The 26,115-nt window shown below is 44.9% G+C and carries 25 protein-coding genes; 10 read left to right on the top strand and 15 right to left on the bottom strand.

Going from position 1 to position 26,115, the window contains the following annotated elements; genetic code table 11:
* Nucleotide 1: 1 nt before the first annotated feature.
* The 7 genes from F891_RS11420 to sdsA all read right to left on the bottom strand — a co-directional run bounded on the left by F891_RS11420 (nucleotide 2) and on the right by sdsA (nucleotide 10,217).
* A complete protein-coding gene (locus F891_RS11420) occupies nucleotides 2-358 on the bottom strand; it encodes a YbjQ family protein (protein ID WP_005104015.1) in 357 nt (118 codons plus the stop codon).
* A 108-nt stretch (nucleotides 359-466) separates the two neighbouring features.
* Nucleotides 467-1,933 (bottom strand): multidrug efflux RND transporter AdeIJK outer membrane channel subunit AdeK, encoded by a 1,467-nt coding sequence (gene adeK / locus F891_RS11415; RefSeq protein ID WP_005252608.1) that lies wholly within the window; start codon nucleotides 1,931-1,933, stop codon nucleotides 467-469.
* Entirely contained in the window at nucleotides 1,933-5,109 is a 3,177-nt protein-coding gene (locus tag F891_RS11410; protein ID WP_005263559.1) for an efflux RND transporter permease subunit, read from the bottom strand. The genes adeK and F891_RS11410 overlap by 1 nt, the downstream gene beginning before the upstream one ends.
* 13 nt (nucleotides 5,110-5,122) lie before the next feature.
* Complete coding sequence (locus tag F891_RS11405; protein ID WP_004731916.1) at nucleotides 5,123-6,385, bottom strand: efflux RND transporter periplasmic adaptor subunit; 1,263 nt, start codon at nucleotides 6,383-6,385, stop codon at nucleotides 5,123-5,125.
* Between the two features lie 36 nt (nucleotides 6,386-6,421).
* Nucleotides 6,422-7,024, bottom strand: a complete 603-nt coding sequence (locus tag F891_RS11400; RefSeq protein ID WP_004731914.1) for a phosphatase PAP2 family protein — start codon at nucleotides 7,022-7,024, stop codon at nucleotides 6,422-6,424.
* A gap of 151 nt (nucleotides 7,025-7,175) precedes the next feature.
* Complete coding sequence (locus F891_RS11395) at nucleotides 7,176-9,224, bottom strand: site-specific recombinase (RefSeq protein ID WP_034439474.1); 2,049 nt, start codon at nucleotides 9,222-9,224, stop codon at nucleotides 7,176-7,178.
* A gap of 15 nt (nucleotides 9,225-9,239) precedes the next feature.
* A complete protein-coding gene (gene sdsA / locus F891_RS11390; protein WP_004280641.1) occupies nucleotides 9,240-10,217 on the bottom strand; it encodes an All-trans-nonaprenyl-diphosphate synthase in 978 nt (325 codons plus the stop codon).
* Between the two features lie 445 nt (nucleotides 10,218-10,662).
* On the opposite strand from sdsA, the gene rplU reads away from it, so the two are divergent.
* The 8 genes from rplU to F891_RS11350 all read left to right on the top strand — a co-directional run bounded on the left by rplU (nucleotide 10,663) and on the right by F891_RS11350 (nucleotide 17,068).
* On the top strand, nucleotides 10,663-10,974 hold the full coding sequence (gene rplU / locus F891_RS11385; RefSeq protein ID WP_004280640.1) for a 50S ribosomal protein L21: 312 nt from the start codon (nucleotides 10,663-10,665) through the stop codon (nucleotides 10,972-10,974).
* Between the two features lie 19 nt (nucleotides 10,975-10,993).
* Complete coding sequence (gene rpmA, locus F891_RS11380; protein WP_004280639.1) at nucleotides 10,994-11,248, top strand: 50S ribosomal protein L27; 255 nt, start codon at nucleotides 10,994-10,996, stop codon at nucleotides 11,246-11,248.
* A 246-nt stretch (nucleotides 11,249-11,494) separates the two neighbouring features.
* Complete coding sequence (lolA, locus tag F891_RS11375) at nucleotides 11,495-12,190, top strand: outer membrane lipoprotein periplasmic chaperone LolA (protein WP_004280638.1); 696 nt, start codon at nucleotides 11,495-11,497, stop codon at nucleotides 12,188-12,190.
* A gap of 169 nt (nucleotides 12,191-12,359) precedes the next feature.
* The gene (locus F891_RS11370; protein WP_004731910.1) at nucleotides 12,360-13,109 is read left to right on the top strand and encodes an RsiV family protein; all 750 of its coding nucleotides are present in this window, start codon (nucleotides 12,360-12,362) and stop codon (nucleotides 13,107-13,109) included.
* A gap of 112 nt (nucleotides 13,110-13,221) precedes the next feature.
* Nucleotides 13,222-14,493 (top strand): serine--tRNA ligase, encoded by a 1,272-nt coding sequence (serS, locus tag F891_RS11365; protein WP_004731908.1) that lies wholly within the window; start codon nucleotides 13,222-13,224, stop codon nucleotides 14,491-14,493.
* Between the two features lie 73 nt (nucleotides 14,494-14,566).
* Nucleotides 14,567-15,949, top strand: coding sequence for a siroheme synthase CysG (cysG, locus tag F891_RS11360; protein WP_004731906.1), 1,383 nt, complete (start codon nucleotides 14,567-14,569; stop codon nucleotides 15,947-15,949).
* A 70-nt stretch (nucleotides 15,950-16,019) separates the two neighbouring features.
* Nucleotides 16,020-16,496 (top strand): tRNA (cytidine(34)-2'-O)-methyltransferase, encoded by a 477-nt coding sequence (locus F891_RS11355; RefSeq protein ID WP_004731903.1) that lies wholly within the window; start codon nucleotides 16,020-16,022, stop codon nucleotides 16,494-16,496.
* Nucleotides 16,497-16,585: 89 nt separating this feature from the next.
* Nucleotides 16,586-17,068, top strand: coding sequence for a hypothetical protein (locus F891_RS11350; protein ID WP_004731902.1), 483 nt, complete (start codon nucleotides 16,586-16,588; stop codon nucleotides 17,066-17,068).
* 68 nt (nucleotides 17,069-17,136) lie between these two features.
* On the opposite strand, the gene F891_RS11345 is transcribed toward F891_RS11350, so the two are convergent.
* The 6 genes from F891_RS11345 to rpoD all read right to left on the bottom strand — a co-directional run bounded on the left by F891_RS11345 (nucleotide 17,137) and on the right by rpoD (nucleotide 23,734).
* Nucleotides 17,137-18,528, bottom strand: a complete 1,392-nt coding sequence (locus F891_RS11345; RefSeq protein WP_004731900.1) for an APC family permease — start codon at nucleotides 18,526-18,528, stop codon at nucleotides 17,137-17,139.
* Between the two features lie 266 nt (nucleotides 18,529-18,794).
* Nucleotides 18,795-19,979 (bottom strand): iron-containing alcohol dehydrogenase, encoded by a 1,185-nt coding sequence (locus tag F891_RS11340; protein WP_004280629.1) that lies wholly within the window; start codon nucleotides 19,977-19,979, stop codon nucleotides 18,795-18,797.
* A 1-nt stretch (nucleotide 19,980) separates the two neighbouring features.
* The gene (locus tag F891_RS11335) at nucleotides 19,981-20,514 is read right to left on the bottom strand and encodes a hypothetical protein (RefSeq protein WP_004280628.1); all 534 of its coding nucleotides are present in this window, start codon (nucleotides 20,512-20,514) and stop codon (nucleotides 19,981-19,983) included.
* 74 nt (nucleotides 20,515-20,588) lie between these two features.
* Nucleotides 20,589-21,248 carry a lipoyl(octanoyl) transferase LipB gene (gene lipB / locus F891_RS11330; protein ID WP_004731898.1) on the bottom strand — a complete coding sequence of 220 codons (660 nt, stop codon included), beginning with the start codon at nucleotides 21,246-21,248 and terminating at the stop codon, nucleotides 20,589-20,591.
* Nucleotides 21,249-21,398: 150 nt separating this feature from the next.
* Entirely contained in the window at nucleotides 21,399-21,686 is a 288-nt protein-coding gene (locus F891_RS11325) for a YbeD family protein (protein WP_004280625.1), read from the bottom strand.
* A gap of 113 nt (nucleotides 21,687-21,799) precedes the next feature.
* Nucleotides 21,800-23,734 (bottom strand): RNA polymerase sigma factor RpoD, encoded by a 1,935-nt coding sequence (gene rpoD, locus F891_RS11320; protein ID WP_224215688.1) that lies wholly within the window; start codon nucleotides 23,732-23,734, stop codon nucleotides 21,800-21,802.
* 351 nt (nucleotides 23,735-24,085) lie between these two features.
* Here rpoD and F891_RS11315 point away from each other — a divergent pair, with 351 nt between their 5' ends.
* Both F891_RS11315 and F891_RS11310 read left to right on the top strand, forming a co-directional pair.
* Nucleotides 24,086-24,292, top strand: coding sequence for a PA3496 family putative envelope integrity protein (locus tag F891_RS11315; RefSeq protein WP_004280622.1), 207 nt, complete (start codon nucleotides 24,086-24,088; stop codon nucleotides 24,290-24,292).
* Nucleotides 24,293-24,363: 71 nt separating this feature from the next.
* On the top strand, nucleotides 24,364-24,888 hold the full coding sequence (locus tag F891_RS11310) for a YecA/YgfB family protein (protein WP_004280621.1): 525 nt from the start codon (nucleotides 24,364-24,366) through the stop codon (nucleotides 24,886-24,888).
* Nucleotides 24,889-24,959: 71 nt separating this feature from the next.
* On the opposite strand, the gene F891_RS11305 is transcribed toward F891_RS11310, so the two are convergent.
* A complete protein-coding gene (locus F891_RS11305) occupies nucleotides 24,960-25,385 on the bottom strand; it encodes an ABZJ_00895 family protein (protein WP_004731895.1) in 426 nt (141 codons plus the stop codon).
* A gap of 28 nt (nucleotides 25,386-25,413) precedes the next feature.
* Nucleotides 25,414-26,031 carry a DedA family protein gene (locus F891_RS11300; protein ID WP_004731893.1) on the bottom strand — a complete coding sequence of 206 codons (618 nt, stop codon included), beginning with the start codon at nucleotides 26,029-26,031 and terminating at the stop codon, nucleotides 25,414-25,416.
* Between the last annotated feature and the right edge of the window lie 84 nt (nucleotides 26,032-26,115).

Genomic DNA, 26,115 nt, shown 5'->3' with positions numbered 1-26,115 from the left:
TTTAATCTGCCTGCGGAAAAGGGTCGGGCAATTTCGGCATGATCGGATCAACGACTACGGCTGTCCCATAAACAAAGAGTTCAGAAGCACCTTGGGCGATATTAGAGGTCGAGAAACGAATGCCGACAATCGCATTGGCACCCATACTACGGGCTTTTTCAATCATGCGGTTCATGGCTTCCTGACGGGATTCTTCCAGCAGTTCGGTATAGGCGGTAAGCTCACCACCGACAATATTTTTCAGGCCGGCCAATAAGTCACGTCCGACATGTTTGCTGCGTACGGTACTGCCGTACACCACATCAATTTGCTGGCGAATGGTATGTCCCGGTACAGATTCCAGATTGCTAAGTAACATGTGCATGTTTTCTAAATAAATCGCTAGTCTATGACAATAGGAAAACTGCCTCGAAAATGCAATAAAAAAAAGCCCACCGAAGTGAGCTTTTCCTGATCTGTCTGGAATTTATTGCGCTGGTTGTTCTGCCGCACGGCGCTGTTCAGATACAGACGGTGTATTCGGCAAGGTATCCGTCGTATTGACTTTCAAGCCGCCCCCCAGGGTTTTGTAGACTTCAACCTGATTGTTCAGATTGGCCTGTTCAAGCAATAACAAACCTTGTTCTGCTGCATAAGACGCACGCTGTGCATCCAGTACCGTCAGATAGCTGTCAATTCCGGCGCGGAAACGTGCCTGAGACAAGCGATAGGTGGTGTTGGTTGCTTCGACCAGGCGGCGCTGAGCTGCAAGACGATCACCAATATTCTGACGTACCGCCAAAGCATCATTCACTTCACGGAAAGCAGTCTGAATCGACTTTTCGTAATCTGACAAGGCAATTTGCTGATCGGTTTCAGAAATACGGATATTGGCCTGACGGGTACCCCAATCAAAAATTGGAATATCCAGACTCGGACCAAATGACCAGGCAAAACTGCCCGACTTAAACAGGTCGCCTAAATCCGTAGAGGCATAACCTGCTGAACCGGTCAAACTAATCGTCGGGAACAGGCGTGCACGTGCTGCCGCAATATTGGCACCTGCCGCAGACAGACGGTATTCTGCTGCACGAACATCTGGACGGTTAATCAGCAGATCACTTGGCAAGCCTGAACCCAATGCAGTATTTGAAGTGATGCGGGTCACGCGTTGTGCTGGTAATAAATTCGCAGGCACTTGCTGACCGACCAGCAGGTTTAACAGGTTTTGTGCCTGTGCCACCTGAGTTCGGTAATTCGCAACATCATTACGTGCTGTTTCAACCGAGATTTGCGCCTGACGCACTGGAAGCTCGCTATCAATCCCGACATCAAAACGTTTCTTGTTCAGATTGAACGATTCAAGCTGGGCTTTCAGCGTTTGTTCAGCCAAAGCCAGATTAGCATTGGCAAACGAGTAGCTGAGCCAAGCCTGAGATACCTGACCAATCAAGGCAATTTGCGTCGCATCTCGCGCACTTTGGGTTGCCAGGAAGTTATCTAGCGCATTGTCACGCAAGCTGCGGACACGTCCCCAAAAATCCAGTTCATACGCAGTTACACCCAGTCCGACATTATAAGTTGTCACTGCACCACGATTCTGCGAATTCATGGTGTCCTGGCGCAATACGCTACCACTGGCACCAATCGTCGGTAACTGGTTGTTTTCAGTAATTTGATACTGTTGCTGAGCTCGTTGAATATTGAGGGCAGCAATACGCAAATCACGGTTATTGTTTAATGCCAGATCCAGCACTTGTAACAGGCGCTGATCAGCAAAAAAGTTTTTATAACCTTGTTCTGCTACAGAAGTACCAGACGCATTGGTATAGCTGCTCGGGATATCTGCCTGCGCAACCGGCTCTGGACTACGCATGCTTTGACAGGCCGTCAAAGCAAGCGCAAGGGCAGATACCGCAATGCTACGACCTGTAATAGACCATACATTTTGCATTACGACTTATACTCCTGATTTTGTTGTTTTGGTTTGTATTTAAAGACACTTCGAATCCACACGTAGAATACCGGGATAAAGAAGATACCTAACAAGGTCGAGCTGATCACGCCGCCAAGTACACCATAACCGACTGAGTGCTGGCTACCTGCACCCGCACCTGAAGCCAGAGCAAGCGGTAATACACCAAAACCAAAGGCCAATGTGGTCATGATAATTGGACGTAAACGCATTTTTGCCGCATGCAAGGTCGCTTCAAATAACTCTTCACCTTGTTCCTGCAATTCTTTCGCAAACTCGACAATCAAGATCGCGTTTTTCGCAGAAAGACCAATTACGGCAATAATCGCCACCTGGAAGTAAATGTTATTCGACAGGTTCGGGTTTTGCAGCAGCACCATTCCACCAAAGGTGAGTAATAATGCACCCACAATACCCAATGGCACCACCAGTAGAACCGAGAACGGAATCGACCAGCTTTCATACAGGGCTGCCAGACACAGGAACACGATCAACAGTGAAAGCGCGTACAAGAATGGTGCTTGTGCGCCAGACTCACGTTCTTCCAGAGACAGACCAGTCCATTCATAGTCGAAACCTTGCAAGCCCATTTCTGGTAATTTCGCCACGATTTCTTCCATGGCCACCATTGCATCGCCCGAGCTGATACCCGGAGCAGGTGTACCCTGAATGTTCATGGACGATACGCCGTTATAACGCTCAAGACGTGGTGAACCGTAGGTCCATTCGCCTGTGGCAAACGCCGAGAATGGCACCATTTCACCGCGGTTATTACGCACATACCATTGGTCCAGATCTTCCGGCATCATCCGCGAGCCAGCTTCACCCTGAACATAGACTTTCTTGACACGACCGCGATCAATGAAATCATTGATATACGAACCGCCCCAAGCAATACCCATGGTGCTGTTAATTTCAGCAACACTCACGCCCAATGCACCGGCTTGTGCATGATCGACAATGACACGGTACTGTGGAGTATCTTCCTGACCATTCGGACGCACACCAGCCAGACGCGAGTCTTGTGCTGCTAGACCGAGGATCGTATTACGTGCTGCCAGGAGCTGGTCATGACTTTGACCACTTGCAGCTTTGAGCTGTAAGTTAAAGCCAGCCGACACACCCAGTTCAGGCATTGCAGGTAATTGTAGCGGCATGATGTAAGACGCATCTTTGACAATCATGTTTAGCGCCATACCACGTTGAATAATGGCACCGACTTGAGATTCCGGACTGTGACGCTCTGACCAGTCTTTCAACTTAATGAAAGCCAGACCTGCATTTTGTCCCACACCCGTGAAGGAGAAACCTGCCACACTAAAGACGGATTCTACATGCTCTTTCTCGTTTTCCAAGAAATAGTTGGTCATGGTGCTGACCACTTTGTCGGTACGTTCCAAGGTTGCATTTGGCGGTAACTGAACCAGCGTCATGACCACGCCCTGGTCTTCATCCGGTAGGAACGAAGAAGGCAGTTTCTGGAACAACAGCACAATAATACCCAGTACCACGGCATACACCACGCCTGAGAAAATCTTGCTGTGAGTCATGCGGTTGACGCCGCCCTGATATTTCACAGAAACCTTGTCAAAACTGCTATTAAACCAGCGGAAGAAACGTGCAAAAATACCATTACTTTCCGGCTTGTTCGGATCATGCTGTTTCAGCAGAGTCGCACACAGGGCAGGGGTAAAGGTTAAGGCAACCACCAGTGACAAGACCATCGCTGTGACCAGCGTAATCGAGAACTGGCGATAAATGACCCCGGTGGTTCCACCGAAGAAAGCCATTGGAACGAATACTGCCGACAGCACCGAGGTAATACCAATCAATGCGCCAGAAATCTGTTTCATCGATTTTTCAGTTGCAGCCACCGGATCGAGATGTTCTTCCACCATGACCCGTTCGACGTTCTCGACCACAACAATCGCGTCATCGACCAGAAGACCAATCGCCAATACCATGGCAAACATGGTCAGGGTATTAATCGAGAAGCCAAAGATGTTAATGACGGCAAAAGTACCCAATACGACGACTGGAACCGCCATGGTTGGAATGATGGTGGCACGCCAGTTCTGCAGGAACAGGAACATCACCAGGAACACCAGAATAATCGCTTCGATCAGGGTTTTAACTACACTCTTAATCGACAGTTCAATAAATGGTGTGGTGTCAAACGCCAGTTGGTCGACCATGCCTTGTGGATAGTTCGGACGTAACTGTTTTAAACGCTCTTCAACTGCTTGTGCGGTATCCAGGGCATTGGCGCCAGTCGCGAGCTTAATAGCTACACCACCAGCCGGTTTGCCATTAAATTTAGAATCGAACTGATAGTTATCTGCACCAAGTTCAACTCGTGCAACATCACCTAAGCGAACCTGTGCACCAGAAGTGGCATTTTTCAGGAAGATATTGCTGAACTGTTCCGGCGTTTGTAACAGACTTTGAGCCGTTACCGTCGCATTTAACACTTGTCCTTGAACTGCAGGCGCACCACCCAACTGACCTACCGCAACCTGTGCATTCTGGGTACGGATTGCAGTAGCAATATCACTTGGCGTTACTTGCAGGCTGGCCATCTTGGCTGGATCCAGCCAGATACGCATCGCATAAGAACCACCAAAGACCTGAACTTCACCGACCCCGGCCACACGGCTTAAAGGCTCAGCAATATTCGAGTTAACATAGTCTTTGATGTCATCTGCGGTCAGGCTGCTATCAGGCGAATAGAATGCCAAAACTTGCAGGAAGCTGGCACCCGATTTGGTCACCCGCACACCCTGACGCTGTACATCTTCAGGCAGCAGGGCAGTCGCAGACTGTAATTTGTTTTGAACCTGAACCTGTGCGATATCAGGATCGACACCCTGGTCAAAGTTTAAGGAAATAGACGAAGAACCATTACCCGCACTGTTAGACGAGATATAGCGCAAGCCATCCATACCGTTCATTTGCTGCTCGATGATCTGGGTCACTGTATTTTCAACAGTTTCAGCAGATGCACCCGGATAAGTCGCAGAAATGGTGACGGTCGGTGGTGCGATGGTTGGATATTGTGCAATCGGCATTTTGCTGATGGTTAAAATACCCGCCAGCATAATGACCAATGCAATCACCCAAGCGAAAATCGGGCGATGAATAAAGAATTGAGCCATGAACCATTACTCCTTATGCATTTGCAGCAGGTTTTTGTTCAGGTTTCTCTTTAGCATCATCTGCCTTTTTCTCGCTCGCTGCAGGCTGTTGCGGTGCAGCACCTTGTGGCGCAGCAGCTTGAGGTTGATAAGGTTTTGGTACAACTTGCTGTTCAGGTTTTACTTTCGCAATACCATCTACAATCACTTTATCGCCTGGATTCAGACCTTCGGTCACAATCCAGTTGCTGCCTTGAGAACCAACGGTGGTCACTGGACGTGGCGTTACTTTATTGTCAGCACCGACCAGCATCGCCATCGCCTGACCTGTTGGAGTACGGGTCAAAGCTGCTTGCGGAATCAGGAAAGCATTCGGTACTTCACCCTGTACGATTTGTGCAGTGGCAAACATACCTGGTAGAAGCAGGTGATTTTTGTTCGGGAATACTGCACGTAAAGTCACAGTACCTGTTTCAGGGTTCACGCTGGCATCAGAGAATGCAAGACGGCCTTCAACCGGATAGATACTGCCATCTTCAAGCTTTAACTTGACTTTGGTGTTGTTCGAGCTGTTCAAGCTGCCTTGATTAAGCTGTTGACGTAAACGTAAAAGCTCGGCACTTGACTGGTTGATATCTACATAGATGGGATCTAGACGCTGGATCGTTACCAATGGCTCTGGCTGATTCGCTGTTACCAAAGCACCCGCCGTCACAGACGAACGGTTGGTCTGGCCTGAAATCGGCGCGCGTACAGTCGAATAGCCCAAGTTGATTTCTGCATTACGCAAAGTTGCGCGATTGGCATTCAAATCAGCTTCAGCCAGTTTGACCTGTGCCGCGATGTCATCATATTCCTGTTTGGAAATGGCATTGGTACCGACCAGTTGACGGTAACGGCCTTCCTTCACACGCAATACGCCCAGATTGGCTTCAGCACGGGCAATCGCTGCACGGGCATTGTCTACTGTAGTGCGGTTGGTGCTTGAATCGATTTCATACAAGGCCTGACCTTCACGTACATAGCTGCCTTCCGTGAACAAGCGTTTAAGCACCACGCCACTGGCTTGTGGACGTACGTCTGAAATTTCAAATGCTGTTGTACGACCTGAGAGCTCTACAGACTGCTCTACACTTTGCGGTTGTGCAACAAGAACACCGACTTCAGTCGGTGGCATTTGTTGTTGAGCACCAGCTTGCTGGCCCTCTTTAGGATCTTTGCTACAACCAACAAGTGCAAGACTTGTTGCCAATGCGCAAGCAGTCAGGGCAGGTGCCCAAAGCTTTGCAGACATCATTATTCCACCTCTAATTAGATTTATATCTAAATTTTCTTATTTGTGAGCCGCGCAATATCTGATCCAGACCATATACCACAACGAAATCCAAATAAAACTGATACTCCAGCCGGATATGACATCTGAAGGAAAATGTACGCCCAGATAAACTCTTGAGATCCCCATCATCAGCATCCATACCACTGCACCTATTACGATGAGGGTATAACGGGAATGTTGCCGATGGATGTAAATTGCCAGACAAGCCAGACAGGCCGCATATAGACTATGGGCACTTGGAAAGGAACTTCCAAAGCTTTCAACCAGATGCAAGGATTCTGGTGGTCGGGGTCGGGCAATCGTAAATTTCAACAGCCAAGCTAGGAGAATTCCTCCGATAATTCCGATACATATAAAAATTACATTTGTACACTTTTTATACCACAGCAATGCAATACACCATAGTGTGGATAAAAATAATACAAATGGCATGCCACCTATTAGGGATAAGGACTGAGTAATTTGATTCCAAAACTCGGTGCGATACAGACTCATCCATTCCACAGCCTGCAAGTCGAGCTTGCTTAAAGCGGGAATATTCAGGATGAACACACTGAAAATTAAAAATAAAATACCGACAAAAAGTAACAAGTAATGCATGCCAAAAATCCTTGTCCTTTTAACCGTTCGCAGATCGGTCAATTGTCTGACCAAAGTGTACTTGTCAGTACACTTTTTTTCAAGTGTGCGTATTTTATGCGAATTCCATTTTTTTCGTAAGGAATTTGTTGCTAAATATAGTGTAATTATCTCAGTTTTGAGTTTTTGTCGATGTATGATTTTCGTCAATTTCAATGCTTTGCTTGGGTGGCCAGAAGAAATCACTAGGTCGGGTCAGGAAGTGCGTCATGACCAGTTTTGCCAAAGGTTTCCACTGTTCAAAACGCACCCGGCGTGCGCGTAAGGCTACAATAATCGTCAGAGTGAAACTGACAAACAAGTTGGTCAGGCCAATGAGTAACACACCCAGAAAAGACACTACGATCAAGCCGATATCGGGACCATTGATCGTAATTAGACCCTGAATAAAGTTGGCAGAGGCAAAGGCGATATGGCGAATATCCAGTGGCAGACCGAGAATAAAACCAATGGTGCCCATACTGCCGAGCATGATCCCGAAAATAAAATTACCCGCCAGTGCACCCAGATTACGTTCAATATAGTCAGCAAAACGGTAAAGACGCTCTTGCCCCATCAGCTGCGATAAACGCACATGGGCTTTCAGTCGCGGGCCGACTTTGCGATAAACGGCCATATTGTCAAAATAACCGGCCAATAATCCGGACAGGAACAAACATACTCCGGCAATCGCTGCATGTGGAATTGCCAACGAAGTAAACGGATTCAGGTCATGCAGGGTTTTGGCAGCCTTGGCATGATTCATTAAAGGTTCATGCAGCGCAAAATCCCACAGCAGGGTAATCAATGCTGCTACAGGAATCGCAATCGAAATATTGCCCAAAATGGCGACAAACTGGGTGCGGATGATATTTACAATCAGCGCGGCCAGCTCGGCAATTTGAGCCATTTTCGAGCCTTTACGCTGCTGTACAGTAGCCGCCAGTGCGGCAGCAGTCATCGCCGGTTGTTTGGTCGCTACGGTAAAATGCAGCACATGAATCAGCATAAAGCCCAGCGAATAGTTCATGCTGTAGCTAAAAGCCTGCATTAACGGAGCCATGGTGAGGCGTGTCATCAGAACTTTTAAGGTGGCCATTGTCGCGATGATGGCACCAGCACCTGCAGCCGATTTATACATGGCCAGAAAGCCTTGCTTGTCGGTACTTACATAATGTTCACCGGTCTTGCTGGCATTTTCAGTCACTTGCAAAGCCAAAAGTTCACTATTGGTGGCCAGCAGGGCCCGCACACTGCGTTCGCTATAAATTGCTTCAGTAATGTCCGCCATAAACAGGCCAATGGATTGATAACGCAGATCATCGTCATCCATCACCATATTCAGCAGAATCTCGACCCGTTCCAGACATTGTTCCAGCAGTGCCAGCATATAGGTCAGGCTAACACTGACGCCAGTCCGCTTGGTAGAACGGCGAATCTTAGCCACGACATCATGACATTGTTCCAGCATCACCAGCGCTTGTGACGCATCAGGTGGAGTAATCGAATCGACTAGGGTAACTGTGTTGTAACGTTTTTTATATTCCTGAATAAACTCGTTAATCTCACGATTCTGTACCAGAAAAGGAGATTCATATTCCATCAGTTCAGGCTGGGCATTAATAAATTCAGGGTGCAGACCAATACCACTGATCCGGTAAGATAAAATGGTCAGTGCCTTGATCAGCTGATCTTTAATCCGGGTTTTTTCAGGCTGATTGGAATGTCCTTGATTGAGAACTGCAAATAAACGTTGCCAGTCGTCTTCATCAAAATAATCCAGCCAGTATTTATCGGTACGGTGATAAAAAATCTTGCGGAATAATTCTTGGAGTTGCTGATGGTCGGGAATCAGCGGCAAGACATGTGCACCAAGGCGCTGGTTTAGCTGGTTCCAGAATCCATCTAGAGACAAAATGCCGGTATCGGAAAACAGACCGGTCTGTTTATAGCGGTTAATGATCCGCAGGGTAAAGGTTTGAAGCGTGGCAACCGCATTCGGGGTGAGTAATAAAGCCCGGATAAATGCATTGAATTTCGCTTCGATCTCTTCGGTATTTCTGCTGTCTTCAGGTCTGATTCTTTCAACCAGTTCAATCAGAAGATTTTCATCCAGCACCGCCCGAGGTTGTTCAAGCTGGTGTTGCATGTTTTGAAAAAGATCTAGAAAATTAATATGCATAGGCGAGTTTAAAAGTTACTGAATTCGGTGTAGGGCCAGTTTGGCCAGATTAATCAGGGCCTGACGATATTCGGAGTCAGGTAATGCCTGTAAGGCATCAATTGCAATTTCAGTTTCTTCTGTAGCACGTTGACGGCAATAATCCAGCGCACCAGATTCATTGACAATCTGAATGACCTGTTCCAGATGTTCCGTACCGCCAGTCGCAATACTGCGACGGATGATTTCATGTTGCTCACCGGTGGTGTTTTTCAGTGCCGCAATCAATGGCAGGGTCGGTTTACCTTCCATGAGATCATCACCAATATTTTTGCCGAGCGTGTCCGCATCGGAGGTGTAATCTAAAATGTCATCAATAATCTGGAAAGCATTGCCGAAATGTCCGGCAAAGGTTTTTAAAGGCTGACGGAATTCATCTTTATCCGACAAAATGGCAGCACCTTCGGTGGCCAGTTCAAACAGGCGCGAAGTTTTGCCATGAATAATATTCAAATAAGTCGCTTCAGTGGTTTCCGGTTGATGCTGGGATTGTAGTTGCAGCACTTCACCTTCAGCAATTTCACAGGTGCCGGTCGAAAAATCTTTGAGCAATACCATGTTATTCAGGTCGACCAGCAAATCAAAAGCACGTGAAATCAGAAAGTCACCGACCAAAACCGCAGTCTGGTTATTCCAGGTGGCATTGGCCGTCGGGCGGCCGCGACGCAGACCGGATTCATCTACCACATCATCATGCACCAGTGTTGCGGTATGCAGCATTTCAATGATTGCAGCCAGTTTACGGTGCGGCTCTAAATTTTCAGCACCACACGCCTTGGCGGCCAGAAGGCACATAATCGGGCGCATACGTTTGCCACCCGCTTCCACCACGTGTTTACTGACGGCCATCACTAATGCAACTTTTGAGGTAATTCCTTCATTAATGAATGTGTCCATCGCAGCAAAGTCGTTAGCAACAGGAGCGAGAATGTCTTGCTTAAAGTCGATGGTCATGTGAAAGAAAACCTCTAGTCTGGTAAATCGCTGGGCGTAGTTTAACAATTTATAACATGAGTGAAACCTAAGAAATGCATAAACTCCACTAAAAATCAGCTTTTTATAGATCTTATGTAGATTCGATCCATATTTCGAGCCATAAAAAATCAGGAAAGCTCAGGGGAGTCGCCCTATTCATCAGGCTGAGTATATTAATCAAAATGGCCGGATTTCTGCTGTATTATTTTGTTGCTGAATATATCTTGAGTATTTGATTTGATAGAAATTATTTAATAGTTAAATAATTAGCGCATCCTGCTCATTATTATTTCAGTAAAATGGCTTGTTGTTTTTTTGAATATCCCTTAAAATCCTCGCCCTTAGATATCCCCCAGTGGCGTACGTCTTAAGTTCGATATATTCCTTTATCGGCACGACGACACGGGCTTGTTTGGAGTACATTATGTACGCAGTAATCCAAAGCGGTGGTAAACAGCACCGTGTAGTTGAGGGTGAAACCCTTAAAGTAGAATTATTGAAAGCTGAAACTGGCGCGACTATTACGTTTGATGACGTATTGATGCTTGTTAACGGTGAAAGCATTCAAATCGGTGCTCCAGTTGTTGCTGGTGCTACTGTAACTGCTGAAGTAGTTAGCCATGGTCGTCACGACAAAATCCGCATCATCAAAATGCGTCGTCGTAAACACTACCGTAAACAACAAGGTCACCGTCAATGGTTCACTGAGTTGAAAATTACAGCTATTTCAGGCTAATTACGAGGAGTAAATAGACATGGCAACTAAAAAAGCCGGTGGTTCGACTAAGAACGGTCGTGATTCGAATCCTAAGATGTTAGGTGTTAAAGTTTACGGTGGTCAAACTGTAACTGCAGGTAACATCATCGTTCGTCAACGTGGTACTGAATTCCACGCTGGTCAAAACGTTGGTATGGGTCGTGACCATACATTATTTGCTACTGCTGATGGCGTAGTAAAATTCGAAGTGAAAGGTCAATTCGGCCGTCGCTACGTATCTGTTGACGCGTAATTCGCTGAGATAGAAAAAAGCCCACAGTTATTGTGGGTTTTTTTATGCCTGAAAATTAATAGGCAGATTAAGCGACATTCCATAATGTAAAAATTGTCCTGAAATCTTCATAATGATGAACAAAAAAACCGGTTTCGAATTAATAACAATACAAAAGTTCTTATTTTCTATCATTTTAGCTTTTAATTTTCGTTTAAGATGAGCTATCAAATAAATTGCGATCACGCAAAATATAAAGGTGAAATTATGAATATGCTTCGTAAAACCGTCTGTGCTATGGCTCTGGGTGCAGTGACTTTAGCACCGGTGATGAGTACAACCGTGTTTGCTGCACCTGTGGCAGCTTCGGAGCAACAGGCAACAGCCAGTCTGGTCAAGCAGCTCAATCATGTGCGTAGCATGACGGCAAATTTCGAACAAAGCACTAAGGTCACCAATCCGAGAGCGACCCAGAAAAAAGGTTTGACTGCACAACATATGAATCAAACCTTTAAAGGGGTGATGAAAGTCGCGCGTCCGGGTAAATTCTATTGGGAAACGACCGCACCGTCGAAGCAAGTCATTGCAACCACGGGTAAAACCGTATGGATTTATGATCCGGACTTGCAGCAAGCCGTTCGTCAAAGCTTAGATGAGCAGGTTGCCAATACGCCGGCGTTATTGCTGTCAGGAAACACCAGCCAGATTATGCAGTCTTACCGGGTGACTCAGCCAAATAAAGGCAAAACCTATTATACGCTGTATCCTAAAAATACCGATGGTGTGTTTGAAAGCCTGACCATTAGCTTTGGCGCGAACAAAGCACCAAGCTTGATGATCTTGCAGGATTCATTGGGACAAACCACTAATATCAAATTTAGTAATGTAAAAGTAAATAGCAGTATTCCAGCCTCCACCTTTAACTTTACTCCACCAAAAGGTACGGACATCATTGATCAATAAGCATCAATATGAACCAACTAAAAAAGCAACCTTTCGAGGTTGCTTTTTTATTGCCGATCATCAGGATTGTTTTGGACAGGCTACAAGGTTCAGCTATATCTAAACACGAGAGCATCTTAGAATAAATAAAAGTCGAGTCAATGAAATTACAAAATTTTGGGAGCTCAAAATGAAGATTAATCTATTTAAAATTGCTGAAATTTACGCTGTTTTATTACTCACTGTGGGTGTGTTGGGTTGTCAGCCTCAATCCAGCTCAGTGGCAACGCTCGCGCAAACAGATCGGGTTGTGCAAATTGAAGCCAAAACCGTTCCAATTAAAGGGGCAGCCAAAGTGGTATGTGAAATAGAAGGTTGTGTGCGCTTCGATCTACAAACGGTGGACAGCAATATTGACTGGATTAATCAATATTTTATTGAGCGGATACAGCATACCGAACCTGTTGCATTCACCAAAATCACCCAGAAAAATCCTAAAAAAGCTGATGAGCCGCATTATCTGGATCAGCGCTTTATCAAGGTAGAATTTATTGGTCAGCACGCTTATCTGGCGACTTTTGCCTTAAAAAGTTCCAATCTGGCGAGGAGCAAAAATGCTTCTCTGAAACATGTGGAATATATCAATTTTGATCTAAAGCAGAGAAAACGTTTGGCCCTCTCCCAACTATTATTAAATGGCGGTGAGCAGAAACTGCTGAATGCAATGTATCAGGCCAATACTCAATGGCTGAATACGCAGGGCATTCAACCACAGCAGTTAAAATTGAGTGATAACTATTATTTTGATACAACAGGTCTGGTGATGGTGTATCCAGCAGGCGAATTAGCTCCCGCAGCAACAGGAATGCCTGAATTAAAAGTGTCCTATGTGGATTTAAAGGAAGTGATTCAGTCTGAATATTTAGCCATTTTGCAGTAAGAAGCTTCCTAAATATTGTGCTAATAGGACGCAGCCAGGGTCATGGTCACTGTATTTTTTGACGTTAAGAGCTTACACTATAGCCAGTTTTTTTCTTCTGCAAAGATTGATTATGATCGACCCGAAATTACTCAGAAATAATATTGAGGCTGTAAATGTAGCCTTGGCAAAACGTGGTGTTCAACTCAATGTTGAAGAGTGGGCATCCCTAGAAGCACGCCGTAAAGAGATTCAGTCCAAGACAGAAACACTGCAAGCTGAACGTAATGCCGGTGCCAAACAAGTCGGTCAAATTAAAAAAGCAGGTGGCGACGCATCTGAAATCATGACACGCATGTCTGCGATTGGTGATGAAATCAAAGCAGCTGAAGCAGCACTGGCTGAACTGCAAGCTGAGCTTGAAGAAAAATTATTATCTATTCCAAACTTGCCAGATGAAGCTGTGCCTGAAGGTAAAGACGAAAGCGATAATGTGGAAATCCTGAAATGGGGTACACCGCGTGAATTTGATTTCGAAATCAAAGACCATACGGATCTGGGCGAAATGATGGGCGGTCTTGAATTTGAAACCGCGACCAAATTAACTGGTTCACGCTTCAGTGTATTGAAAGGTCCATTGGCGCGTTTACAACGTGCCATTACCCAGTTCATGCTAAATACGCATACTGATCAAAATGGTTATACCGAAGCCTATGTGCCTTATCTGGTCAATGCAGATTCATTGCGTGGGACTGGTCAGCTGCCTAAATTTGAAGAAGATCTGTTTAAGCTGCAGGGCGAAAAAGAGTTTTATCTGATTCCAACTGCTGAAGTGCCAGTGACGAATTTCGTACGTGATGAAATTATTGATGCAGACCGTCTGCCACTGAAATATGCAGCGCACACGCCATGTTTCCGTAGCGAAGCAGGTTCTTATGGTCGTGATACCCGCGGTTTGATCCGTCAGCACCAATTCGACAAAGTCGAAATGGTTCAGATTGTAAAACCTGAAACTTCGATGCAAGTGCTTGAAGAATTGACTGGCCATGCTGAAGGCATTTTGCAAGCACTCGGACTTCCATATCGTAAAATTTTACTTTGTGGTGGTGACATGGGCTTTGGTGCGACCAAGACTTATGACTTGGAAGTCTGGGTACCAAGCCAAAATACCTACCGTGAAATTTCTTCATGCTCAAACATGGGTGATTTCCAGGCGCGTCGTATGAAAGCGCGTTACCGTGCTGATCAGAAGAAAACTGAATTTGTGCATACCTTGAATGGTTCAGGTCTGGCCGTGGGTCGTACTTTACTTGCAGTGATGGAAAACTATCAACGTGCCGATGGCTCCATTGAGATTCCTGAAGTATTACGTCCATATATGTGTGGTGCGACTTATATCGACTAATTGTCGATCTCAGCATCCCTAAATGTGCATGAAAATTGCATAGACAGTCAGATTTAAAATTTTGAGGTAGTTCGTGGATATTTTTCCAATCTCGTTAAAGTTGCAACAGCAACCTTGTCTGATTGTCGGTGGTGGACATATTGCATACCGTAAAGCACTTTTACTTCAAAAAGCAGGTGCGATCATTCATGTGATTGCGCCTGAAATTGAAGAGAGTCTGTTGAGAATTGTGCAAAATAGCCAAGGACAATATGTGCAGGCGGCTTTTCATCCTGAAGTTGCGTTACGTTCATATCGACTGGTGATTGCGGCGACTGATGATGCAGAGACCAATCGTCAGGTCTTTGAATTGTGTGAAGCGGAAAATGTTCTGGTCAATAGCGTTGATGATCCGCCGCATTGCCGCTTTATGGTGCCAGCGATTATTGACCGTTCGCCATTGGTCATTTCGGTCGCATCAAATGGTACGTCGCCGGTATTATCGCGACAGATCCGTACTCAGTTAGAAGCCGCTATTCCGCATGGAATGGGCAAGTTGGCTGAATTTTCAGGAAAATGGCGCAGTGCGGTTAAGGCTAAAATTGTCAATCCGGATGAACGCCGTATTTTCTGGGAAGATTTATATGCCAGTCCGCTAAAAGAGCAGGTGTTTAACGACAATATCGCGGAAGCAGATCGCCTGATCGAGCAAGCCTTACAAGAATGGCAAAAGCCGAAAGGTGAAGTCTACTTGGTCGGTGCGGGTCCGGGTGATCCAGAGCTGTTGACCTTAAAAGCCTTACGTTTGATGCAGCAAGCGGATGTGGTGATTTACGACCGACTGGTTTCAGCGCCAATTATGGAGCTGTGCCGCCGTGATGCGGAAAAGATCTATGTGGGTAAGGCACGTTCCAATCATGCGGTTCCGCAAGATGGAATTAATGCCTTGTTGGTGAAATATGCCAGTGAAGGAAAGCGGGTTTGTCGTCTGAAAGGCGGTGATCCATTTATCTTCGGGCGTGGCGGTGAAGAGATTGAAGAGCTATTTGCTGCTGGAATTACTTTCCAGGTGGTTCCAGGGATTACCGCAGCTTCAGGATGTTCAGCCTATGCCGGTATTCCATTAACCCATCGTGATTATGCGCAAAGTGTGCGTTTTCTGACCGGTCACTTAAAAGAAGGTTCGCCAGAATTGCCTTGGAGTGAGTTGGTCTATGAAAACCAGACCTTGGTGCTTTATATGGGGCTGGTGGGACTGGAGAAAATCTGTGCAGAATTAATCGCTCATGGTCAGCGAGCCGACATGCCAGTGGCCTTGGTTTCTAAAGGTACGACGCCTGAACAGAAAGTTGTAGTAGGAACGCTTGCCGATATTGCATCCAAAGTGTCCGAACATCAGATTCAAGCCCCAACTTTGACCATTATTGGTGAAGTTGTACGCTTACGTGAACAATTGCAATGGCATGAGCGAGGATAAGCAAAGCACTGCTTTGCCCGAGCGCAAGACGAATGTCCTGTCTGAATTAAATATATTGAGTGAGTAAGCTGTGATCCACGTTGTTTTATATGAGCCTGAAATTCCTGCAAATACAGGCAATATCATTCGTCTATGTGCGAATACCGGAGCACAGTTGCATCTGGTCAAGCCGCTGGGTTTTGAGCTGGATGACAAAAAGCTGAAACGTGCCGGTCTGGATTATCACGAATATGCCAATATGCAGATTTGGGAAAACATCGAAGACTGTCTGGCCGATTTGGCAAGCAAAGGCATTGGGCTGGATGCAATCTATCCATTGACCACCAAAGGTTCTGAAACACCGCATACTTCGGATTTAAACTGTCCTGTGGCCTTGTTAATGGGTCCGGAAACTCGTGGTCTGCCTGAACATGTTCGTATGATGTTTCCGCAAAAGCACTGGATTCGTTTACCGATGGCAGAAAACTCCCGAAGTTTGAACTTGTCGAATGCCACTGCAGTAATTGTCTACGAAGCTTGGCGTCAGCAAGGTTTTAAAACGCTTTAAGCTGAAATTTGTGATGATTCTAAAAGCTGCCTTTGGGTGGCTTTTTTATTTTGTGTAACAAATAGATAAACTGCTTTTCACTTCGTTGTATGCTTGAATTTATAACTTTATCAAATATAACAAAAGGTGCAGCTTTGAAGCCTCTAGTAAAACTTGTCATCGTATGTTGTCTTGGAACTGTTGCGGCTTCCGTGAATGCGGAAGAGGGCAGTGCTGCCACATCGGCAACAAAGGAAGTTCAACCCATTACTCAAGCGGAAATACAGCAGGGTTTGCTCAACATGCAAAAACGCTTAGATACGCGTATTGAAAAATGGGGGCAGAGCTTGGATGCAGATGATTTTCAATGGACCTGGCGAGGGCGTAAATTAAAGCCCGCCAAGCGTGAGGAAGTCTGTGATATTTTTCAGGATGTCGTGGATGAAATGTATCAACTGGCTATCAAGAATAAAGCCCGTTTAGGTCCGGAAGAGCAAAAGTTATTGTCTAATCGCAGTCTGTTTATTGAGAAACTGGGTTATGAAAATAATCGGGTCAATACCCAGATGGGTTTTGATTGTTATTTACATTAGTAAAATCAAAACATGACAGACATAAAAAAGGCGCATGAAGCGCCTTTTTTATTTGAATTGAAACGATATTATTTATCGTCAAATTCATTGTGCTGAGGAGCTGGGTGCTTGAAGCCTTTAGTTTTATAGCCCAAGTACAAGATACCGCCAAATGCCCAGATCAGACCGTATTTAAGCGAAGCTTCATCGACTTCTAGCCACAATGCAAATACTGAAATGAAGCCAAGTAAAGGAACAACGACAAAGTTCATGATCTCTTTAGCACTCTTGGTACGACCATCACGTAATGCATAACGTGAAATCACTGACAAGTTGACGAAACTGAATGCAGTTAAGGCACCAAAGCTGATCAAAGACACCACAAAGTCAAGATCCATAAAGCCAGCAGTTAAAGCCACTGCACCAGCGATTAGGATGTTGTAGGAAGGTGTGTAGTTTTTCGGGCTAATATGACCGAAGATCTTCTTGTTGATCACGCCATCACGACCCATCACGTACATCAGACGTGATACACCCGCATGTGCTGAAATACCAGAAGCCATGACTGTCACAATTGCGAAGTAAAGTACGACTGTCTTAAACGCCACGCCACCTACAGCTTGTAAAATATCCGGCTGTGTTGCAGCGATATCTTCAAAGTAAGTTTTTGGATCATTCGGGAAGAAGATCTGCATAAAGTAAGTACTGATGATGAAGATGATACCTGCCAATAATGCAGTCAAGAAAATCGCTTTAGGTAAGGTTTTCTCAGTATCTTTGGTTTCTTCAGCAAGAGAACTTAAAGAGTCAAAGCCTGTGAATGAGAAACACAGTAAGGTTGCACCGGTAATCAGGGCAGCAACAGACGTAAACTCATTCCAGAATGGCTCTAAACTCCACAATTGATACTTTGCATTGACCAGTGTGCCGTCTGCATTTACACCACCTTCCAGAAGTTGGTAAACCATCCAGGTGAAGTATGCAATGACGCCCAATTGTACGAATACAATCATACTGTTGAAGTTGGCAACAAATCTCGCACCACGAAGGTTAATTGCAGTCATAAAGGCGGTTAAACCAATGACCCAAACCCAATGGTTCATATCCGGGAAAAGTGCTTCCAGATAAATCACAGCCAGAATGATATTGACCATTGGCGATAACAGGTAATCCAGCAAGGATGACCAACCCACCATGAAACCTACGTTCGGGTGGATGGATTTTTGCGCATAGGTATAGGCCGAACCCGAAGAAGGGTAGCGACGAATCATATGACCATAGCTCAAGGAGGTTAACAAAATTGCAATCAGTGCAAAAATGTAAGAGGTAGGAACGTGGAAGTTACTTTCTTCAGATACCAGACCAAATGTATCGAACAAGGTCATGGGTTGAATATAAGCTAAACCAATAATAATGATGTGCCAGAGTCCCAGCGTTTTTTGCAGTTTAGCTGCCGATTGAGTCCCAGAGATATTAGTCAACGGCGTTATCCTCTTAATCGTTGATCAAGGATCAGTCATATTTATAAGGATCGTTTGAGACGAACGATCCCCCCTACAGTTTTCTATAAAAGTCCGCCAATCTACTTGAAAAGAACGGCTTTTGCTAGCTATTTTTTTGACTTTTGTCCTGCATAAAATGTGCCATTCAAAAAAGAAATCGAATTTTTTCTTATGCAAGATAAAAGCCTGATGTTTAAAAAAACATCAGGCTGGAATTTCGGCTATATTGGCTTATTTTTCAGTAATTACCAAGCCTTTTTTAAGATAGATTTTAAATCTTCTAGGGTGGCTTCTTTCGGGTTATAAATGATGGAACCATCATTCAGGGCTTTCTCTGCCACTTCATCGAGCTGGGCTTCAGAAATCTTACCGGTTTCACGTAATGTGCGTGGTAATTTGGTCAGACTGTAAATCCGGTCACGCATGGTCAGAATCGTCGCAATGGTTTTGTCAGCACGTAGATGCGCTGGCGTTTGTGCATAAATATCGGCACCCGCCAAAGGCAGGAGCAGATCTGCAATTTTATCGCCATTGACCTCTTTGTTGTATTCCAGCACATAAGGCAGGAATAAGTTCATACATAAACCATGCGGCAGGTGTACCACTGCACCCAATGAGTGCCCCAGTGAATGCACAATGCCAACCATCGAGTTGGAAAATGCAATTCCCGCCATGGTCGATGCCTGTGCCAGCTCCAGACGGCCTTGTGCATCGGAAGGGTTATCCAGCACATTAAATAGGTGGGTACTGATCTTTTTGACTGCGGCGGTGGCATAAGCATCCGAAATCGGATTGGCTGCCATGCAGGTATAAGCTTCGACCGCATGGGTCATAGCATCCATTGCGGTCATGGCAGTTAAATGTGGCGGCAAGGTCTGGGTCATGCGGGGATCCAGAATCGCAGCATGCGGCATCAGATAATAAGAGGCGAACGGCATTTTGACGTTCTTTTCAGTGTCCGACACGACAGCGACCATGGTCACTTCTGAACCTGTACCAGATGTGGTTGGAATCACAAAGAACGGTTTCAGCGGTTTAGGCAAGTTATGTGCACCCGAATATTTCAGCAGGTCATCACCGCCTTCCGATACCAGAATATTGGTTGCCTTAGAGGTATCAATGACTGAACCACCACCCACAGCAATGATCGCGTCGCAATGATTTTCGCGATACAGCTTTGCCGCACTGCGCACTGTACCCAAGCTAGAGTCGGGTGGTACATCATCAAAAATCGCTACAATTGCAGCATCTGCCATTTCAAATGCAGCTTCAATTGGTGCCAACAAATTGTTGGCACGGACGCCTTTGTCGGTAATGATGAGCGGACGTTTGGCCCCTAAAGTCGCAAGTTCAAACGGAATATGTTCTAACGCGGCATGACCGGCAATCACTTTGACCGGACAGAAAAATTCATAATAAGGTTTAGCCATGTTATACACTCCGTTTCAAATAGGATTGAGCGATTTTCAGATAAATACTGCTCGCTTCGCTTAGTTTTTCTTTTAGGCTTAGATTGCTTGGATATTCTTTCACTGCCAGTTGTGCCACCATTTTCGGCAAAATCAGTGCTTCCATTTTATTCAGGCAGCGAACGAGGCGAATGGCATTGGAAATATCGCCATCAGCAATCATACGGTCATGGGCAAAAGCCTGTGAGGTACTTTCCTGAAAAGAAAACACCAAAAAGGCATGGTGCAGATGTTTAAAGGTAATGATCAAATCAGGTGCTTTTTCCAGATTTTTAACCAGTTCCAGTTGTTTGTCCTCAGTGACTCGCGCTACAAAGGCCGGGCCATGCGGAAAGACTTTCATGGAAAGAGTAAAATTTTCTGGAAAATGGGCCACTTCCTGTTTGATTTCTTTATCCACCTGACTTGCCATGACCAGACCTCGGCCAATCACATCCATCATGAGTTTGACATAGGCAAGCTGCAAAGCGGGTTTTACGGATTTAGTCGCAATCACGTGATGATCCCTATCTCAATATTATTAGTTTAGAGTAAATACTCTAATTTATTTGGGGTTGAAATGCAAAGGCTTTATCTTTGCTCGACAGTTATTTGCTTAAAGTACCCGCTGTGGCGCAAAGTTTCAATAATTTCAGTGCACAACTGGCTAAACTGGGGTGGTTGTTCGAGCAGGTCACTCATGCGTACCATTTCCAGTCCTGCATAGCCACAAGGATTGATGGTGTTGAATCCGCTCAGGTCACAATCCAGGTTTAAGGACAGACCATGGTAGCTACGGCCTTTACGAATTTTAAAACCGAGTGAGCCAATTTTTCGCTCAGACACATATACCCCGGGTGCATCCGGTTTGGCATAGGCATCAATGCCATATTTTTTCAGCAAGTCAATCATCAGGTTTTCAGCATAAGACACCAGCGTGCGCACATTCCAGCCCAGACGATTCAGGTCAAACATGAAGTAAGCCACCAATTGACCGGGACCATGCCAGGTCACCTGACCACCACGATCGGTCTGAATCACCGGGATATTGCTTGGTATTAAAATATGTTCCGGTTTGCCTGCCTGACCTTGAGTCAGTACATCCTGATGTTGCAAAATCCACAATTGATCCGGGCTATGTTCATCACGGGTTTCCGTAAATGTTTTCATTTCCAGAAAACGATCTTCATAAGGTGTGAGGTCGTGATATTGACGAATGATCAGCTCGGGCTTTTGCAGCACATCAGTCACAGGGAGTGTCCTTAGTAATTATAAAAACTGATCATAATTATAATGGCTTCGGCATGAAATAGGGGCGAGATCTGCAATATTTAAGCGCTAGCTCAGTCATTGTACAGGCATAAAAAAACACGCCCGGAAGCGTGTCTTTTGTATTTTCGATTACAATGCAGTTTTAATCAGCGGGCAGGCGGCCAAATCTGCATACACTGCATGCACCTGTTCCAGCTCCAGAAAGCGCAGTTGTGCGGTAATGGAGTGATATTTGCCAGTACGTGATGGTGTAATACTTACGCTATCACCTTCAAAATCTGGAAAATGTTTTAGAAAAATGTCGATGACAGCGTGACGCAATTCATCGCCCGCAAGGCCAATCAGTTTAATCGGATAATCCATAGGGAAAACCCAAAGATGTTCTTGAAGTTCACGAGATGGTGTACGGTCTAACATGGTAGTCCCCCTGATTTGAAACGCCTGCGATCATGCAGGCGTTTGGGTCTGTCTTGGCTACTTAAATGGAGACTGATGATCAAATTTCAAGTCCCCACATCAAGCATCAAATCTTAATCATTCTCAAGGAATGAACGTAAGTGTTCTGAACGCGATGGATGGCGAAGTTTACGCAGTGCTTTCGCTTCAATCTGACGGATACGTTCACGGGTCACGTCAAACTGTTTGCCCACTTCTTCCAGAGTATGGTCAGTCGGCATGTCGATACCAAAACGCATTTTCAGGACTTTGGCTTCACGTTCAGTCAGGTTTTCCAGAACTTCACGTGTTGCTTCTTTCAGGCCTTCAGACGTTGCAGCATCAATTGGTGACGTGATGTTGCTGTCTTCAATGAAGTCACCCAGATGCGAATCTTCATCATCACCGATTGGTGTTTCCATCGAAATCGGTTCTTTGGCGATTTTCAGTACTTTACGTACTTTAACTTCGTCCATTTCCAGACGTTCACCCAGTTCTTCAGGCGTCGGTTCACGTCCCATTTCCTGTAGAAGCTGACGAGATACACGATTGATCTTATTGATCGTTTCAATCATGTGTACCGGAATACGAATGGTACGTGCCTGATCCGCAATCGAACGGGTAATCGCCTGACGAATCCACCAAGTGGCATAAGTCGAGAATTTATAACCACGACGGTATTCAAACTTGTCTACGGCTTTCATTAGACCGATGTTACCTTCCTGAATCAGATCCAGGAATTGCAAGCCACGGTTGGTATATTTCTTCGCAATCGAAATGACCAGACGTAAGTTCGCTTCAACCATTTCTTTCTTGGCACGACGTGCTTTGGCTTCACCGACAGCCATACGTTTGGCAATGTCTTTAATACCTTTTACATCAAGACCAAGCTCTTTCTCGATATCGGCAATTTTTTGCTGGAAGGCCAATACGTCTGGACGTACTTTTTCCAGATAAGCTTTCTGGTCTGCAGGTGTTTTCGCAATCTGCTCATCTAACCAGGCTGGATTCGATTCCTGACCCGGGAAGCTGGTACGGAACTGGGTACGATCCATACGGCCACGACGTACTGCATAGCGCATCACTTCACGTTCTGCACCACGAATCTGGTCATGGGTACCACGAATCATTTCAGAAATGATATCGAATAGACGCGGGGTAAATTTGAACATCATGAATACAGTTGCAAGTGCCTGAAGAGCTTCTTCAGCCTGTTTGCTGTCACGACCATGTTTTTCAATGGTTGCTTTGGTATTCAGCCACGCATTTTCCAGTTCAGTGAAACGCGCTTTAGCAATTTCAGGATCTGGACCAGAATCTGCTTCTGATTCATCATCAGAATCTGCTTCTTCTTCCTCTTCATCATCGTCCAGTTTTACATCTTTGGTCGATTTTTTCGAGTCAGTCTCATCTTCAGCAAGAACCGCTTCTTCTTCTAGAACTTCAGGAATTTCTTCATCTGATTCAGGATCTAAATAACCTGATAAAAGGTCAGCAAGACGGCGTTCACCCGCTTCATAATCTTTGTATTCTTGCAGTACCACTTCTACCGCATTCGGCCAGTAAGCAATCGAGTGCAAAACATCACGAATACCTTCTTCGATGCGTTTTGCGATGCTGATTTCGCCTTCACGAGTCAGAAGTTCTACTGTACCCATCTCACGCATATACATACGTACAGGGTCAGTGGTACGACCTGGCTCGTTTTCTACCGAGGCAAGTACGGCTGCAGCTTCTTCTTCTGCAACTTCATCCGCCGCTTCTGCAGTATCTTCGAACATCGTATCATCAGATTCAGGCGCGCGATCATGTACCGGAATACCAACGTCATTCAGCATCTGAATGATGTCTTCAATCTGCTCGCTTTCTGTGATGGAGTCCGGCAGATGATCGTTAACCTCAGCGAAGGTTAAATAACCTTGTTCTTTGCCTCGGCTAATCAGAGCCGCTACTTGAGAAGTAGGGGAAGTCATATCGCTCATCTTTTGCTTACTCTTCGTTGAATCTGTGGCAGTAAAAAACCGTACAATGCTGCACGATTTAAGCTCGTTAAATTTAGTGAATAGCCTACATATTTCATCAGTGAATTCAGCATTAAAGCTGTCTGATAAAATATTTAAAATGAAATTCAGTAATTTAAGATGGGGGTGAATTTGTTGTTTTCAAGTTCATCCCATGCGTGTCTGTTTATGACTCAAAAAAGGAGAATCAAAAAACATAAGGACGCAGGGTGGATTATATCATGGCACACAATTGAGACAGAAAAAACCCCTAATTACAAATTAAAAATACGAAAATCCAAATAAAACTTGACTTGTTATTTTAGGCACGATAAATAGCGCTTAAATCCTTTTACATTTTTCACTCATGAGGAAGTTTTAGTGTCTTCTACAGATTTTGAACTAGATGATAACTTCGGTGAAGATGATGTTAATTTCGATGAGGCTTCTAGCAAGCTCAGTGCTAAAGAGTCGTTGGAAAAACGTCGTCTGATCGATGATCTGCTGACCCAACGTCGTTTAGAGCGCGAACTCAAAGATTTTGACTATGACTTCGACGATGATGACGATTTTGACGACGAAGATTAACGAATTCGGATTTAGCATAGCCTGAATAAATGCTATGCTAAACCTTTCGGTTTTCTAAGTTTGGATGTTAGATGAGTGCTTTAGATTTAGACCTGTTGAGTGAATATCTAGATGGTGACCAAAATGAACATGGTCTAGATTTCGCGGCAACCCATGGTTTCTTATGTGCTATTGCAGTAGGCCCAAAATTCGACAAATGGTTAGACGAACTTTTTGATAGTAATCAAAAGAAAGTGCCTGCAGAAATCATCACTCAGGTGCAAGCATGGTTAGAGTCTATTCGTCAAAGCTTAGCCAATGAAGAAGGGATTACGTTCCCGTTTGAAATTGAAGAAGCAGATACTGAATCAAGCTTGGGTGACTGGAGTGTGGGCTTTGTAGACGCCATGTTCCTAAACGAAGACGCTTGGTTTACTGAAGAATTTGAAGAACAACTGGTGGATTTAACCCTGCCAATCATGGTCTTCAGCGGCATTGATGATGAAGATCCACAAATGGAAACTTTCCGTCGCAATGGCCAGTTAATGGACGAGCTTGCAGAAGAAATTCCAGAAAACTTAAATGAATTGTATCTGATGTATCACACTCCAGAATAATTCATAAAAAAAGCACCGCAGGGTGCTTTTTTTAGCTTTGGCCTTTTTGCATCTTTGAGAGCTGCCCGATCCTATTTTCTTTCCAAGCCTGTACGCTTGGCCAAACTATAGCGTGCATAAGCATTGTAGGCGATATGGAACAGTAAGGCATGTAAGGCAATACTTGCAGCCACCAGGAATGAATTTGTTCCTCTTCCTATATAGGTGATGGTTCTATAAATCTCATCTGTCTGCGGGTTCATCCAGATGACCACTACTAAAAAGATAAACCCGAATGTCATAGCAATGATAGTAGAGCCCCAGACCAGTTTGCTTTTCTCTTGCTGAGTCGGCAAACGAAGTTCTTTCTTAACAAAGTATCGGGCACTGAGAAAGGCAGAAGCAATCAGGGCAGGAATCAGCAGAATGGCGCCCAGATTGAATACATAGATGAGTATGCCTACCAATAGAACCAAGGTCAGATAAACGGTGGCAAAATATTTTAGATAATGCGACATCGTTTTAATCTCCTTAAGGCATCTTCCCTCAGGATGGACGATTTTTACGCTGCTGTCTACGGTAAAAAATCCAGATAATAATTACCACAACAATGGCAATAATCACATAACTGACTTTACTGAAAATTTGCTGCATCAAATGCTGGTTTTCGCCAAAATAAAATCCGACACACGCCAAAAATGTGGTCCAGATGATGGTTCCAAGTGCGCTATAAAACATAAATTTCCAGAAGGGCATATGACTCATGCCAGCAGGAATGCTGATCAGCGAGCGAACCGCAGGAATCATGCGGCCAAAGAACACAATCCGGTGACCATAATGCTCAAACCAACTCAATGATTTTTTTACATCTTCTGATTTAATAAATAAATATTTGCCATAACGATCGACAAATTTAAAAATAGAATCATGGTTAAATTTATAGCCAATCCAGTACAGCAAGGCGGCTGCCAGCAGGGAGCCGATACAGCCGGACATGATTACCCCGACGAGTATTAACTCGCCCTGAGAGGCTGAATAGCCCGCGGAAGGCATAATAATTTCGGAAGGGATTGGCGGGAAGACATTATCCAGGAACATGAGCAGAGCAATGCCCCAGTAGCCCAGTTGCTCCATAACGGAAATAATCCATTCGGTCAGATTCATATGATTGGCAAAATAAAAAATACTGCCTGTATCCTAAGCAGTATTTTTTGTGCGGTAAAGTCTTGGAATATAAATGATCAGGCA

It is taken from the genome of Acinetobacter sp. CIP 101966, from assembly GCF_000369725.1.
Classification (GTDB): Bacteria; Pseudomonadota; Gammaproteobacteria; order Pseudomonadales; family Moraxellaceae; genus Acinetobacter; species Acinetobacter lwoffii_Q.
The sequence above is the reverse complement of the archived record's forward strand: the minus strand, read 5'-3'. Positions and strand labels throughout refer to the sequence as shown.